The sequence below is a fragment of the Christiangramia pacifica genome, from assembly GCF_057221535.1.
Window position 1 is genome coordinate 572,375 of sequence record NZ_CM170146.1, and the last position, 15,712, is coordinate 588,086.

The following is a 15,712-nucleotide window of genomic DNA, read 5'->3' on the forward strand; positions in this document are numbered from 1 at the left end:
TTATCGTCTAAATTTTCTTCCTTTCCATTCATAGCCTTTAAATAATGAAATTATTGCCACATATACGCTGAAAAATGGATATGCAATACTGCTCCAGAGGTAATGCCGCATCAAATTTTTCCGTTTCATAAATTTCGCCGACTTATAGATCATTATAAAATCGATATTGAATTTTATTAGGAAAATGAACATTAGGAACTGAAAAGGAAAAAAGTTTAGAAAAGACAGAATCGTAAATATGATAAGGAAAAGGTTCATCAGGAAAACAATAATCCCGGTAGATTTTGCGAAAAAACTGCTGTATGAAGATGTCTTTGCGGCCCATCTTATTCTTTGCTGAATTAGATCCTTAAAACTTTTCTGATAACGTGTATAAACTATTGCCCTTTCAGATTTGATAAAAAATACCTTTTTGCCAGTTTTTCTGAACCGCTGTAAAAGAAACACATCATCTCCACTGGCTATTTCATTATTTTTAGAAAAGCCAGACAGTTGCTGAAATGAACTTTTCCGATAGCAAAGATTTGCCGCGTTACACATAAATGCTTTATCCAGTCCGAACGCTCCAACAGTCGAAGCCTGCAAACTCATAAAGTCCATTTCCTCAAAATTCTGAAAATAGGATTTCTTGATTCCAATATCCTGTTTAAACCCAACCGGTGCCGCCATCATTTCGGCATTTTTCTGCTGGATCGCTTCATCAAAAAACTGCAGCCATTTGGATGGCAGGATACAATCAGCATCTGTTGTCGCGATATATTCAAAACTGGAACTATCGATGGCAGTCTGGATCGCATCCTTTTTTGGCGAATTGGTTTTCCGTACATTTTCCAATAATACAATTCTTAGTTCATGAAAATCTGATCTAAACTTTTCAGCAAGTATTTTTGATTCGTCTTTAGACTCATCATTCACCAGGATTATTTCAAATTTTGAGGCCGGATAATTGAGATGAGACAAGCTTTTGAATAGTTCCGTGAGATTTTCAGCCTCATTCCTAAATGGGATAATGATAGAAAATGAGTTTTTTGAAGTGAGTCCTTTTAATTTAAAATCCCCTACTCTGTTCCATCCAATTAAAAAGGCAACGATTAGTCCTAGATAGACTGCCGTAATTGATCCGAGAAAGATCAGCAAAAGCATAACCGATAAGTTTGATGCTGCCAAGACAGAATTGTTTAGCTTTGTGAAAGTCCCAAATTAGGTAATTTTTGTGAGCAAATCTTCGGAAAAATCAGTTTTGAAAAGCGAAAGGATCATCCTTGGTATCGACCCTGGAACCACGATCATGGGTTTCGGACTCATCAAAGTGGAAAACAAAAAAATGAGTTTTATCCAGATGAATGAACTTCAGTTATCAAAATATAAAGACCACTATAAAAAACTTAAACTGATCTTTGAGCGAACCATTGAGCTAATAGATAATTATCATCCTGATGAGATTGCCATTGAAGCTCCTTTCTTCGGAAAAAACGTGCAGTCCATGCTAAAATTAGGACGTGCTCAGGGAGTCGCCATGGCTGCCGGACTTTCCCGAGAAATCCCAATCACCGAATATTTGCCTAAAAAGATCAAAATGGCCATTACGGGAAATGGAAATGCCAGTAAAGAACAGGTGGCAAAAATGTTACAGAGTCAGTTGAAGATAGGTGAACTTCCTAAAAACCTGGATGCTACAGATGGACTTGCTGCCGCGGTATGTCATTTCTATAATTCAGGAAAAACTGAAATTGGGAAAAGCTACACCGGATGGGATGCTTTCATAAAACAGAATCCGAAAAGGATTAAATAATGGCTGGTATTTATATCCACATACCATTTTGCAAGCAGGCCTGTCATTATTGTGATTTTCATTTTTCTACCTCCACAAAAAAAAAATCTCAACTGGTAGAAATGCTCTGTAAAGAGTTACAACTAAGAAAGAATGAAATTGGGCAAGAAATTCAGACCATATATTTTGGTGGCGGAACTCCTTCCCTGCTGAATTCTGATGAGTTAGTTCTCATTTTTAAAACAATTTTCGAAAATTTTGAAGTTTCAGAAAATGCCGAGATCACTCTGGAAGCAAATCCTGATGATCTTACTGAAGAAGTGATAAAAATGCTGGATGCTTCCCCGGTGAATCGCTTAAGTATTGGAGTTCAATCATTTTTTGAGGATGATCTGAAATTGATGAACCGCGCCCATAATTCTGAAGAAGCTTTGAGTTCATTAAAATTAGCGAAGCAGTATTTTGATAATATCAGCATTGACCTTATCTACGGAATTCCGGGTCAGTCTAATCAAGAATGGATAGACAACCTGGAAACCGCGCTTCAACTTGATATCCCGCATATTTCCAGTTATGCGCTCACTGTGGAACCAAAGACTGCCTTGGAAAGTTTTATTGAAAAAGGAAAAGTAAAACCAGTGGAAGACGAAACTTACCGGGAGCAATTTGATATTCTGGTCAACAAGCTCACCTCGAACGGATTTGAACATTATGAATTCTCCAATTATGGTAAACCCGGTTATCATTCACAAAACAATATGGCTTACTGGCTGGGGAAGCCTTATCTGGGAATTGGTCCATCAGCACATTCTTATGACGGAACTTCCAGAAAATGGAATATCAGCAACAACAACCTTTATATCAACGCAATCGAAGCGGATAAAATCCCTCAGCAAACTGAGAAGCTTTCTATAACAGATTCCTATAACGAATTTGTAATGACCAGACTCCGTACGAAATTCGGAGTTTCCACGGACGATCTTCAGGAGAAATTTGGTGAAAAATATAAAAATCATTTTTTGACTGAAACGTCAAAATTTCTGGAAGACGGACTTATGGAAAACCGAGAGGCAACTTTTCATATTACACAGAAAGGAAAATTTTTAAGTGACGGGATCGCTGCGGAGCTTTTTTATATAGATATGGATTAATACATAAAATGATATCCATAACTCGATTCCTATTCCATTGAGATGCTGAAGCAAGTTCAGCATGACAAATTCTAAGCCCAGAAATAATTCTGAATTGTCCATTATCAATTATCAACTAACAATGCTACATTTGTTAAGACCAATCGATCTAACATGTTAGCTACTATATGCCATAATGGTAATTCTTATACCATAGATTTCTCCAGGCCTCTGGATATTTCCATAAGTCTGCGCGGAGATCATAAAAATCCGATGGCCTGGTATTTAAAACACCCGGAAATTAAACCGGTGATAGATGGCGATTTTATTGGGAAAGTGAGTAAGGGATCTTCGGTGAATTTCAATAACATCTGGTTCAATCCGCACGCGCACGCCACGCATACTGAATGCGTAGGCCACATCAGTAACGAAACACATACTATCCAGCAGCATTTAAAAACTTTCTTTTTCAAGGCTGAACTTATTTCTATAGAACCTCAGAAAAAAGGTGAGGATCTGGTTTTCACGAAAGATCAATTTCAGAAAAACTTAAAAAATTTGGATGCCGAAGCTCTTGTTCTGAGAACGCTTCCGAATTACATCGGTAAGATTTCCAGAAATCATTCGCATACCAACTGGCCTTATATTGAGGAAGATGCGATGATCTATATTCGTGAATTGGGGATCAAACACTTCCTGATAGACCAGCCTTCAGTAGATAAAGAGAAGGACGAAGGGAAATTGCTCTCACATAAGGCCTTTTGGGATTATCCAAAAAATACAAGATTTGATGCAACCATTACAGAACTTATCTATGTCCCGAATAAAATTGAGGATGGAAAATATTTTTTAAATCTTCAGCCTGCTTCTTTCGAAAACGATGCGGCACCCTGCAAACCAGTGCTTTACAAAATTATTGAAGCATGAATATAATTTTAAAACTGGAAGAATTGGCAATGTTATTTCTGGGAGCCTGGGCATTCAGCTTTCAGGAACTTAGCTGGTGGTGGTTTACAGGATTATTCTTTCTGCCAGATATTGGGATGCTTGGCTACCTTGTAAATAATAAAGTCGGCGCATTTTTTTATAATATTTTTCATCACAAAGGCCTGGCGGTAGTCATTGGCTTACTTGGAATTTATCTTAAATTGCAGGAACTGGAAGTTGCCGGCGTTATTTTGTTTGCGCACTCCAGTTTTGATCGGTTGCTGGGTTATGGTTTAAAGTACGAGAAAGGCTTTAAATTTACACACCTGGGAGAAATAGGAAATTAATATGGAATTACTCTTTATTGGCCTGGCCGTTGGTGCCGTGATTGCCTACTTTATTTTCGCTGCTTTCAATAAGGAGCGCTCGAAACTTAAAACCAGTGAGCAGTCGGTGGTTTTAATGGATAAGATCAAAAGTGTCTGCAAGTTCATAAGCATTGAAGGTGACTTTTCTGAAATTTACCACTACGAGAATTTGAAGGAGAAGTACCTAAGTCTTATCCTGGGAAAAAAGAAAGCCATCGTCCTCGTAAATGCAAAGGCACATATTGGCTTTGACCTTAGCAAAATACAGATGCAAAGTGATAATGAGCAGAAAAAGATCATTCTCACTAATTTTCCGCAGCCGGAATTGCTAACAATTGAAACAGATTTTAAATATTACGACAAGCGTGAAGGTTGGGCAAACCCTTTTACCACTTCAGACCTGACAGATATTAATCGTGATGCAAAAAAAGCTATCGTAGATAAAATCCCACAAAGCGGACTTATGGACCAGGCAAGAAAAGAAGCGCTGGATACCATAGTTTTGATGGAAAAGATCGTAGAGACCATTGGATGGAAATTGGATTATACAGCACTCACTATTGATAATACTGAAAAGAAGAAGATAGAAAAAGGCGTTTAAGATGCTGAATCTAGTCAGGCATGACGATTTTGACCTTATTTCAGGGTCTAAGAATTAAATAATGAACATCGATACTTTCAGAGATTATTGCCTTGCGAAAAAAGGAGTTACCGAAGGTCTTCCCTTCGGCCCCGATAATCTTGTATTAAAGGTAATGGGCAAAATGTTTTCCATTGTTTCCCTGGATGAAGTTCCGCTGCGAGCGAATCTGAAATGTGATCCGGATAGAGCGATTGAACTACGTGAGGAATATGAAGAAAATATTATCCCGGGTTATCACATGAACAAGCAACACTGGAACACCCTTGTGCTGGACGGAAGTCTGGACCCAAAACTTGTTTTTAAGCTGATAGACCATTCTTATGAGCTTGTTGTGAAAGGGCTTACCAAAAAATTGAAAAAGGAACTTGAAGATTTACAATGACAAAAGCTGAAGAATTTTACTCCTCCCAAGAGGCAAAATATTCCGAGTTAAAAAAACAGATCTCTAAAAAATTAACATTATCGAGCAGTCTTCGATTGATTGTTTTCCTGGGCATCTGTGCTGCGATTTACTTTTTTTATAACAACATAAATATCCTTTTACCACTGCTAATAGCATTAATAGCTGCATTCCTCTTTTTGATCTCCAGGCATTCAGATCTGAAAAAAGAAAAAGATAAATTAAAGGCGTTGGTGGATATCAATAAACTTGAACTTAGGATCCTAAAAACAAGGGATTTTTCAGACCTCGCAGACGGCAAGAAATTTGAACCGGCAGAGCATGCCTTTGCCCAGGATATTGACCTTTTCGGAAGGAAATCTTTTTTCCAATTCCTGAACAGAACTGCCTTGAAGGAAGGAAAAGCTAGGCTTGCCCGTATACTTCTGGCCAATAAGACCAGCGATATTTTGAAAAAACAGGAAGCAATTCAGGAACTTGCTTCCAAAACAGAATGGCGCCAGAATTATTCAGCTACCGCTACCCTCGTCAAAACAGAAACCGATTCAAAATTCATCCTTACCTGGTTGAAAAATTATAAAAGTTTTGTACCGAAGATCATGAAATGGCTGCCTACAGTTTTTTCGATACTATCAATTACTGTACTGGCGCTTTTCTATTTTGATATCATCGGTGGCTCGCAGGTATTGTTATGGTTTATAATAGGCGTTTTAATAAGTGGTATTTTTCTGAAAAAAGTAAACGAACTTTCTGAAAATGTGAGTAAAGTGCAGGACACTTTTCAGCAATATCACCAGCTACTTGATTTCCTGGAGACAGAAGAATTTGAATCGGAATTGATGCAAGAGGTGAAAGATTCCATTACTTCAGAATCTAAAAAAGCTTCGGTTATTTTGAAGGAATTTTCCAAGGCTATCGATGCCCTGGATCAACGAAATAACCTGATTTTCGGGATCTTCGGGAACGGATTTTTACTTTGGGATCTAAGACAATCCTATAAACTGGAAAAATGGATTCAGCAGCATCATGCCGCGGTAGAAAATTGGTTCGAAGCGGTTGAAAGAACAGATGCTTATAACAGCCTGGGAAATTTCGCTTTTAATCACCAACATTATACCTATCCCGAAATCCTGCCGATTGGTCACGGAACTCAAGCGAAAGAACTTGGTCATCCTCTGCTGGATCCTTCCAAGAGAATCGACAATGACTTCAGGATTGACGGCAACCAGTTCTTTATCATCACCGGTGCGAATATGGCTGGAAAAAGTACTTTTCTAAGAACCGTAGCTCTTCAAATCGTAATGTCGAATATCGGACTTCCGGTTTGCGCAAGAATCTGCAAATATTCGCCAATAAAACTTATCACCAGCATGCGTACGAGCGATTCCCTGGGCGATGATGAATCTTATTTCTTTTCAGAATTAAAGAGGCTGAAATTCATCGTGGATCAGATACAGACCGAAAATTATTTTATCATCCTGGATGAAATTCTGAAGGGAACTAACAGCACAGATAAAGCGATTGGTTCAAGGAAATTCGTTCAACGACTTGTTGATACTAATTCTACAGGAATAATTGCCACCCACGACCTTAGTTTATGTGAAATTAGCCAGGAATTAGAGCAGGTAGAAAATTACTATTTTGACGCTGAAATTGTAAATGATGAATTGCATTTTGATTATCATTTGAAAGATGGTGTTTGTAAAAATATGAATGCCTCATTCCTGCTCCGAAAAATGAAAATAGTGGAAGAATAAATGGATTCATTAACCCAGATCGTATTAGGAGCAGCCGTTGGTGAAGCGGTACTCGGCAGGAAAGTCGGTAATAAAGCCATGCTTTACGGAGCGATCGCCGGAACGATCCCAGACCTCGATACGTTTGTTGGTAATTTTTTTGATACTATCACGGCTATAGAGATCCATCGTGGATTTTCTCATTCCATTATTTTCGCGATCATTTTCGCTCCCGTTTTTGGTTGGATCATTTCGAAGATCGAAACAAAATCTGAAGCTTCCTGGAAGAACTGGTCCTGGCTTATGTTCTGGGGTTTGGTAACACATCCGCTGCTTGATGCGCATACCACCTGGGGAACTCAGCTATTCTGGCCTTTCGATCTCAGGCTGGCATACAAGAATATATTTGTAATAGATCCGCTTTACACCTTGCCATTCCTGGTGTTTCTAATCATGGCAATGCGCTTTAAACGAAACGATCCTAAACGCACAAAATATAACCGCCTCGGGCTAATTGTAAGCAGCATATATCTGTTGTTGATCACTCCAGCTCTAAAATTCTATACGTTTCAGAAATTTGAAAATGCGTTGGAAAATCAAAATATCACCTATGAGCGAATGGACACCAGGCCTACTCCCTTGAATTCAATTTTATGGACCGCGAATATTGAAACTAAAGATTCTTTTCTAATTGGTAACTATTCCATTTTTGATACGCAACCCATAGATTTTTACAGCGTTCCAAAAAACTATGATCTGGCGAGCGAACTGAGTGATGATCCAAATCTTAACAGATTGATCCAGATAAGTGAGGGCTGGTATACTTTTTCCAAAGAAAACGGCAATCTTTATTTTAATGATCTACGTTTCGGGACTATGGATGTTGAAGATCCTGATTCTCAATTTATATTCAGCTACAAATTGGCCAAAGAGCACGGCGAACTAACCGCCACCGAAACTGAAAAGGAAATGACCGATGCCAAAAACCTATTGCCAAGACTTTGGGCACGCATTCTCGGTAATTAATTATATTTAGGAAAAAATCAGTTTATGCGAGCCCTTCCGGCATTTCTTGCCTTTATTATTCTTTTTTCAAGTTCCTTATTTGCTCAGAAAAATTCTAAATCTCTGGAAAAGATCATTGAAAAATTTGAGCACTATCAATCCTATAAAAGGTCTGATTATCCTTTAGGTCTATATACCGAAAAACGCTATAAGGACAATGCAGAATTCGCGGAAGAACTTTTAAAAAGTCTGGAAAAAATTAATTCTTCTGAGCTTTCAGAATCTGAAAATATCTCGGCCGCGCTTTTGAAGTATGACCTTAAGAATACGGTTGAAACCTACAAATTCAAGGCATATTTGAATCCATTATTATCTGATGCCGGATTTCACCTTAGCCTGAATTACCATATTCGCGATCTGAATAACTATGCCCAGGTAAGAGCATATTTGAACAAGCTAAATGCCATCCCACAATACGTTGATCAGCATTTCATATTATTAAGAGAAGGATTGAAAGAAGGCATCACCCAGCCGAGAGTGATCTTTGAAGGATATGAAAATACATACGATAGCCAGATCGTAGACGACTACAAAAAAAGTTATTTCTATCAGCCTTTTGAGAATCTGCCTTCAGGTCTTTCTGAAACTCAAAAAGATTCAGTTTTGACAGCAGCTGAAAAAGCGATCACTAAAAACGTGATCCCGGAATTTAAGCGGATAAAGAAATTCTTTGAAACGGAATATTTACCTAAAACACGAAAAACATTAGGAGTTTCAGAAAGACCCAATGGCGAAGCATATTACGATTATCTACTGGAATATTATACCACATTAGACCTCAGCGCTGATGAAGTTCATAATATCGGTTTGAGTGAAGTAAAAAGGATCAATACAGAAATGAAAAAAGTAATGGCCAAAACCAATTTTGAAGGAACTTTTTCAGAATTCTTTGATTTCCTAAGGACCGATGAGCAATTTTATGCTCAAACCCCTGAAGAATTGCTGATGTTCGCCAGGGATATTGCCAAAAGGATCGATGCGAAATTACCGGCATATTTCAGTAAACTTCCACGTAAACCCTACGGAGTTGCTGAAGTTCCTGCTGCTATCGCTCCCAAGTATACAACCGGAAGATACATTGGCGCCTCCAATGATACGCAGCCGGGGTATTACTGGGTAAATACTTACGATCTACCCAGCCGACCAAAATATGTTTTACCCTCATTAACGGCGCATGAAGCAGTTCCTGGGCATCATTTACAGATCTCTTTAAACAATGAACTAGGAGAAGAAATTCCTGAATTCAGAAGGAGATTTTATATTTCCGCTTTTGGTGAAGGCTGGGGATTGTATTCGGAATTCCTGGCTGAAGAAATGGGAATTTATCGCAATCCTTATGAGCTCTTCGGTAAACTCACTTACGAACAATGGCGTGCCTGCCGACTGGTCGTAGATACCGGGATCCATGCGAAAGGCTGGACGAGAGAACAGGCGGTTGATTTTATGAAAAAAAATACTGCACTTTCCATTCATGAGATCAATACCGAAGTAGATCGTTATATCTCCTGGCCTGGTCAGGCGGTTTCTTATAAGATCGGCGAACTAAAGATCCGTGAACTACGAAAGAAAGCTGAAGAAGCATTAGGTCCTGACTTCGATATCAGGAAATTTCATGAGGTCATCCTGGAAGAAGGAGTAGTAACCTTACCAATTCTAGAGAAACGAGTAATGGATTATATCAAATCTAATTCTTAAATCTTTATAAGACTCAAAGTTTGAGTTTAAACTATCTTTGCAGCTTAATTCAGTTAAAATGACCATTGAAGAAAGCCTGAGAGAACGCAGTGATTCTACTTGTGAATTGTGCGGAAATACAGATAATTTAAATGTTTTCGAAATTCCTAATTCACCTGAAGAAGGATTGGAAAGCAGCATTCTTATTTGTGAAACCTGTAAAGAACAGATTGAAGATCCAGAAAAAGTTGAACCAAATCATTGGCGTTGTTTAAATGACTCCATGTGGAATACCGTTCCCGCAGTTCAGGTGATGGCCTGGAGAATGCTCAACAGATTAAAAGCTGAAGGCTGGCCGCAAGACCTTCTGGATATGATGTATATGGAAGATGAAGTTAAGAACTGGGCGAAAGCCGGAGTTCAGGAAGAAAAAGCTGAAAACTCAATAGTACATAAGGATAGTAACGGAGCGATTATAGAGGCCGGAGATACTGTGGTTCTTACCAAAGACCTCAACGTAAAAGGTTCAAGCTTAACCGCAAAAAGAGGAACTGCTGTAAGAAGGGTTTCACTGGTTCATGACAATGCCGAACAGATCGAAGGAAAAGTTGAAGGTCAGCAGATCGTGATACTTACCAAATTTGTTAAAAAAGTATAAGCTTGGAGAAACAACCGAATAATCCTTTACACGGAGTTAAACTGGCTACCATCGTGGAAGAGTTGCACAAATATTATGGCTGGGACGGTCTTGCCGATCGCATTAATATCAATTGTTTTAAAAGCAATCCTACGGTGAAATCAAGTTTGAAGTTTTTACGCAGAACTCCTTGGGCCAGAGAGAAAGTGGAAAGGCTTTATTTGAAGACAAATTTTGAATAATATTTTAAACAAAAAGCCCGGCGATTGCCGGGCTTTTATATTTCAGAAGAATTAAATCTTACATTTCAGCTGCTTCAGCAGTCTCTTCTTTTTCACCTTGTTTACTTTCTGTTTCAGCCTTTTTCTTTTCAGTTAAAAAGCTATAATCTTTAGCATAATCCATCATCTGCTTTTCGAAAGATTCCGGCTGAGTCACTTTAATTGCGGTGATCTCACCGTTTTCGTCCATTTCAGGAACCAGAACAGGATTGATAAACCCGCTGTATGGAGCCGACTTGAATTTTTCGTTTCTCTCCAAGATTTCTTTGTGAAGATCCTGGTTTACTTTTACTCCGTAGTTCTCCACCAGATTTTTAGCTGCCTCGTAATCACCTTCAGATTTTATTCTCTGGGTTTCTTTAAGCAGTTCTCCAAAAAGCTCGCGTAGTTTCTGGTAATCCTTGATATCGTAATAAGTTTTACCGTCTTTTTCAACTTTTTCGATCACGCCTTCTTCCTTGCCATTTTCGAAAACCCATGCGCTTACCCACTGGCGGTTTCTCATATGAGCTTCTTCAACATCGTCTCCAAGCTCCAATCTCACCAATTGAGTTACCAACCCGTTTCGGATATAATCGTTATAAGCAGCTTTTCCAAGCTCTTCAGCATTGTCTGTGAGTCCAAGTTCCTCAAGTTTTGGATCCATCAGGTAATAAAGTCCTACAAGATCTGCACGACCTTCTTCCAGCGTAGAAGCATAACTTTTCAAAGTTTCCTTTGTAGTTCCAACTCCCTGATTCAACTGACCTGAAGCATGACCTACCACTTCATGTAGTGCGGTATGAAGTTTATCAGCCTGGTTTCCATATTTTTCTGAAAGGGCAACTTCCTCTTCATCATGAGCAAATTCCTTAAGTTTATCGGTTCCGCCGGCATTTTCATAAGCATTGATGATGTTTCCTAGAGAAACAGACTTACTTCCATGAGCTTTTCTTATCCAACTTGAATTAGGAAGGTTTACCCCTATTGGCGTACTTGGAGAAGCGTCTCCCGCTTCACCCGCCACGATCACTGTTTTATAAGTTACCCCAACTACAGAATCTTTTTTATGCTCATCCATGATCGGAGAATTATCCTCGAACCACTGAACGTTCTTTTCTACCACGCTCATCTTTTCAGACATATCAAAATCCTTGATCTGAATAATGCTTTCGTAAGAACCGGTATAACCCTTTGGATCGTTATACACTTCAATGAATGAATTGATATAATCGATATTTCCTTCGGTAGCTTCTACCCAGGCCACGTTATAATCATCCCAGGTTTGAAGATCTCCGGTTTTGTAATATTCGATTAAAAGACCTAAAGCATTTGCTTGCTTTTCATTTTCAGCAACGCCTTTGGCTTTTTCCAGCCACATTACGATCTCATCGATCGCGTCACCATAAAGTCCGCCACTTTTATAAACTTTTTCAACCAGCTTTCCGTTTTCCTTAACCAGTTTCGTATTGATCCCGTAAGCAAGTGGTTTTTCTGCATTCGGAGATTTCTTGTTCGCGTAAAATTCGTCTACCTCAGCAGCGGTTACGCCTTCGCCATACATATTTATGGCAGAACCTTCAATTAGTCCGTCAGCCTCATTCAGGTTGACTTTTTTAGCATCCTTATCGTTGAAGATCACTTCGTAAGCTTCACCCGTAAGATCGGTATTAGTTTCTTTCAGCAAAGTATCAAAATACTCCTTGCTGAATCCCGGCTTGAGCTTAGCATTTGAATAGTGATGGTGAATCCCGTTGCTAAACCAAACCCTTTTCAGGTAAGTTTCGAAAGCTTTCCAGTCTTCAGAAGAAGTATCGCCATCATAATTCGAGTAGATATTCTCCAAGGCTTCACGAATCTTCAGGTTATGACGATAGTTCTGATCCCAGATAATATCACGACCTGAAAGTCCCGCCTGGGTAAGGTAATAAACTAATTTCTGCTCTTTAAGGCTTAGGTTTTCCCAGCCCGGGATCTGATAACGCAGGATCTTAAGATCTGCAAATTCATCAGCTTTAAACTGAAAATCTTCCTGTGAAGTCTCTTCTGTCTGGGCTACATCCTCATTTTTTTTATCCTCATTACAGGATACAAACGTCAGTGCCGTAGCTAAAAGACAGGTACTTAATATTTTGTTCATGTTGTTAAAATTTGAGGCGCAAAGATATAAAAACGGGGAACCAAATCTTAAAAAATCTGATTCCCCGTTGTTTCTGATTATATGTAGGAAGGACCCTGAAACAAGCTCAGGGTGATGTCCTATAGATCTATTTTTTACTCATTTCAGTAAAATGTTTATAAAACCATGGAATGGTCTCGATCCCTTTCAAGTAGTTCCATACGCCAAAATGTTCATTTGGAGAATGGATCGCATCAGTATCAAGTCCGAAGCCCATAAGGATGATCTTACTTTCAAGTTCTTTCTCGAAAAGGGAAACGATCGGGATACTTCCGCCACTCCTCTGAGGAATTGGAGTTTTCCCGAAGGTCTCTTCATAAGCTGCACTTGCCGCCTGGTAACCTACGGTATCGATTGGAGTCACATAAGGATATCCACCGTGATGCGGCTTCACTTCCACTGTAACTGAATCTGGCGCAAGGCTTTCAAAATGCTTTTTGAACAATTCAGTGATCTCTTTCCAGTCCTGGTCTGGTACCAGCCGCATGGAAATCTTTGCATAGGCTTTTGATGGTAATACCGTTTTGGCTCCTTCTCCAATATAACCTCCCCACATTCCATTCACATCTAGCGTTGGCCTTATGGAGCCTCTTTCCAGCGTAGAGTATCCTTTTTCACCATGCACATCCTTAATATCAAGTTTCTCCTTATATTCTTCTAAACTGAAAGGAGCTTCCGCCATTTTCGATCTTTCTTCTTCGCTTAGGTTTTCCACTTTATCATAAAAACCAGGAATGGTGATATGATTATTCTCATCGGTGAGTTGAGCGATCATCTGACTGAGAATATTCAGTGGATTCGCTACCGCACCTCCGTATAATCCTGAATGCAAATCACGATTTGCGCCGGTCACTTCCACTTCAACATAAGAAAGTCCGCGAAGGCCTGTGGTGATAGACGGTGTATCTTTCGAGATCATCCCGGTATCTGAAATAAGGATCACATCATTCTGAAGTTTTTCTTTGTTTTCCTTTATCCACCAGTCCAGATTTTCACTTCCAACCTCTTCCTCACCCTCGATCATGAACTTTACGTTGCAAGGCAATTCATTATTCTTCGTCATGTATTCCATCGCTTTCACGTGCATAAACATCTGTCCTTTATCATCACAGGAACCACGGGCGAAGATCGCGCCTTCCGGATGAATTTTGGTTTCCTTGATCACCGGTTCAAAAGGTGGAGAATCCCAAAGGTCTAAAGGATCTGGCGGCTGAACATCATAATGCCCGTATACCAACACAGTAGGTAAGTTTTTATCTATGATCTTTTCCGCGTATACTACAGGATGACCAGGAGTTGGTGAAACTTCTGCCTTATCGCAGCCCGCTTCCAGCAACCTGGCTTTTACCGCGTCTGCAGCTTTCAACATATCAGATTTATAGGCAGGATCTGCTGAAATGGAAGGGATCTTTAAAAGATCAACCAGCTCATCCAGGAACCTGTCTTTATTTTTTTCTAAGTATTCTTTAATTGAATCCATGAATTAATTTTCGAGTTTGGGTAAAGTTACTAAGTTCTCTTTGGAATTTCAGTATGGAATTCTGCGCTGTTTCTTAAGTGTGAGCCAAATTTTCCCGGGAATTCTAAAAATATTATGAAAACAGGAGCAGCTGTAAATCAGCCTCTTGAAAACAGCTGAATTGCGGTCGGTAAGAAATCAGTAAATTTTTTCAATATTTTCTTCGATCACTATTTGAAATTTAAAAACTATAATTATATTTGCACCCGCTTAAGTAATTAAGCAGGGAATAACAACGAGTCCTAAGTGTTGTGAAACTTTAAATGCGGGCGTGGTGGAATTGGTAGACACGCTAGACTTAGGATCTAGTGCCGCGAGGTGTGAAGGTTCGAGTCCTTTCGCCCGCACGAAAAAAGCCGACTATTTTTAGTCGGCTTTTTTATTTTCTGAAATTTGCAACTCTCTTACTGCCATTATTAATCGAACATTAAAATTGCGATTATTCGGGAGTTATTAATAGCTTAGAAATACAAATATTCTGGAAATATCGATTTAACTACATTAATTTAAATGTGATATTTCCTTAAAAAATGCTGTGAAAGACTTCATTCAAAATAAGCGGAATTGAAAAAGATGGATTTAGTTTTTTAATTTTTCAAACTTAATTTTGAAACCTTCTTCTCCACCAGATCTTATTAGAACTAATTCATTATTGGTGAGTGACGATATGGTTGAAGAACTTTGAGCAATATTACAAGCTTCCTCAAAATTTAGAACTAATTGCCTATTTTCCAGGTCAACTGAATAAACTCCATTGCATTGCGGTGTTGAAGTATTAATGAAAGTATTATCGCCTAAAAAAGTTAAGCTATATCGATCATTTTGAGGAATTGGTCTAAATAGTTCGAATTCATTCCCGGAATTATCACTTATTTCTATAGCATTCCAGGTTCCGATTAGATTATTTTTCTCAATATTCAATTGTAAATCAGAATCAGTTTTATCATCATCAGTACACGATGAAAACGATACACCGAGTAACAAGAAAAAAAATACGAGTTTTCTCATTTGAATTTTTTAGATATAAAAGGTAGTTATAAATCATACTTTGAACAAAATCACTATAGCCAAGGGTTAATTGCAATTAGGTCTCACCGTTAGAATGAAAATAATTAACTTGACCTACCATCCAGTACAAAGCCGACAAATCAAGGTTCTTAAATTTGCAAGTGGTGATAAGCGCGACTGTTGCGATTATTACTGAGAAAATTTCTGGAAAAAATAATTCTGAATTCAAAAATTAGAGAATCCCTTCAACATTACTATGAAATCTCATTTAAGTAAATTTTACAACGATCAGGTTTACTACAATTTTCACTTAAAAAATCTTGAGGTTGAAGACTCAAAAAATAAAGCCCTCTGGAGTACGGGTTTATTAGCGGGAATCTATGTTTTTTTTCTCT

Annotated in this window: 15 protein-coding genes and 1 tRNA gene; 12 read left to right on the forward strand and 4 right to left on the reverse strand. The window is 38.6% G+C overall.

Annotated elements, in window-relative coordinates:
- Positions 1-1,143 (reverse strand): glycosyltransferase, encoded by a 1,143-nt coding sequence (locus tag AC2S94_RS02650; RefSeq protein ID WP_484629964.1) that lies wholly within the window; start codon positions 1,141-1,143, stop codon positions 1-3.
- A gap of 97 nt (positions 1,144-1,240) precedes the next feature.
- Between AC2S94_RS02650 and ruvC the strand changes: the two genes are divergently transcribed.
- The 11 genes from ruvC to AC2S94_RS02705 all read left to right on the forward strand — a co-directional run bounded on the left by ruvC (position 1,241) and on the right by AC2S94_RS02705 (position 10,593).
- Positions 1,241-1,792, forward strand: a complete 552-nt coding sequence (gene ruvC / locus AC2S94_RS02655; RefSeq protein ID WP_484630891.1) for a crossover junction endodeoxyribonuclease RuvC — start codon at positions 1,241-1,243, stop codon at positions 1,790-1,792.
- Positions 1,792-2,922 carry a radical SAM family heme chaperone HemW gene (gene hemW / locus AC2S94_RS02660; protein ID WP_484629965.1) on the forward strand — a complete coding sequence of 377 codons (1,131 nt, stop codon included), beginning with the start codon at positions 1,792-1,794 and terminating at the stop codon, positions 2,920-2,922. The genes ruvC and hemW overlap by 1 nt, the downstream gene beginning before the upstream one ends.
- A gap of 153 nt (positions 2,923-3,075) precedes the next feature.
- Positions 3,076-3,828 (forward strand): cyclase family protein, encoded by a 753-nt coding sequence (locus tag AC2S94_RS02665; protein ID WP_484629966.1) that lies wholly within the window; start codon positions 3,076-3,078, stop codon positions 3,826-3,828.
- Positions 3,825-4,175 (forward strand): DUF4260 domain-containing protein, encoded by a 351-nt coding sequence (locus AC2S94_RS02670; protein WP_484629967.1) that lies wholly within the window; start codon positions 3,825-3,827, stop codon positions 4,173-4,175. The genes AC2S94_RS02665 and AC2S94_RS02670 overlap by 4 nt, the downstream gene beginning before the upstream one ends.
- 1 nt (position 4,176) lies before the next feature.
- A complete protein-coding gene (locus AC2S94_RS02675) occupies positions 4,177-4,797 on the forward strand; it encodes a DUF4230 domain-containing protein (RefSeq protein ID WP_484629968.1) in 621 nt (206 codons plus the stop codon).
- Between the two features lie 61 nt (positions 4,798-4,858).
- Positions 4,859-5,221, forward strand: a complete 363-nt coding sequence (locus tag AC2S94_RS02680; protein ID WP_484629969.1) for an MmcQ/YjbR family DNA-binding protein — start codon at positions 4,859-4,861, stop codon at positions 5,219-5,221.
- Positions 5,218-6,996 (forward strand): MutS-related protein, encoded by a 1,779-nt coding sequence (locus tag AC2S94_RS02685; protein ID WP_484629970.1) that lies wholly within the window; start codon positions 5,218-5,220, stop codon positions 6,994-6,996. Before AC2S94_RS02680 ends, AC2S94_RS02685 begins: the two co-directional genes overlap by 4 nt.
- On the forward strand, positions 6,997-8,001 hold the full coding sequence (locus AC2S94_RS02690) for a metal-dependent hydrolase (protein ID WP_484629971.1): 1,005 nt from the start codon (positions 6,997-6,999) through the stop codon (positions 7,999-8,001).
- 24 nt (positions 8,002-8,025) lie between these two features.
- Complete coding sequence (locus AC2S94_RS02695; protein WP_484629972.1) at positions 8,026-9,735, forward strand: DUF885 domain-containing protein; 1,710 nt, start codon at positions 8,026-8,028, stop codon at positions 9,733-9,735.
- 58 nt (positions 9,736-9,793) lie between these two features.
- Positions 9,794-10,372 (forward strand): PhnA domain-containing protein, encoded by a 579-nt coding sequence (locus AC2S94_RS02700; protein ID WP_484629973.1) that lies wholly within the window; start codon positions 9,794-9,796, stop codon positions 10,370-10,372.
- 2 nt (positions 10,373-10,374) lie between these two features.
- A complete protein-coding gene (locus tag AC2S94_RS02705) occupies positions 10,375-10,593 on the forward strand; it encodes a VF530 family protein (protein WP_484629974.1) in 219 nt (72 codons plus the stop codon).
- A 58-nt stretch (positions 10,594-10,651) separates the two neighbouring features.
- Here the strand turns inward: AC2S94_RS02705 and AC2S94_RS02710 are convergent, their stop codons facing one another.
- Entirely contained in the window at positions 10,652-12,751 is a 2,100-nt protein-coding gene (locus AC2S94_RS02710) for a dipeptidyl-peptidase 3 family protein (RefSeq protein WP_484629975.1), read from the reverse strand.
- 127 nt (positions 12,752-12,878) lie between these two features.
- Positions 12,879-14,270 (reverse strand): dipeptidase, encoded by a 1,392-nt coding sequence (locus AC2S94_RS02715; RefSeq protein ID WP_484629976.1) that lies wholly within the window; start codon positions 14,268-14,270, stop codon positions 12,879-12,881.
- Positions 14,271-14,574: 304 nt separating this feature from the next.
- Between AC2S94_RS02715 and AC2S94_RS02720 the strand changes: the two genes are divergently transcribed.
- A tRNA-Leu gene (locus AC2S94_RS02720) sits at positions 14,575-14,656 on the forward strand.
- A gap of 232 nt (positions 14,657-14,888) precedes the next feature.
- Here AC2S94_RS02720 and AC2S94_RS02725 read toward each other — a convergent pair.
- Positions 14,889-15,317: a lipocalin family protein gene (locus tag AC2S94_RS02725; protein WP_484629977.1), complete on the reverse strand. Its 429-nt coding sequence runs from the start codon at positions 15,315-15,317 to the stop codon at positions 14,889-14,891.
- Positions 15,318-15,712: the final 395 nt, after the last annotated feature.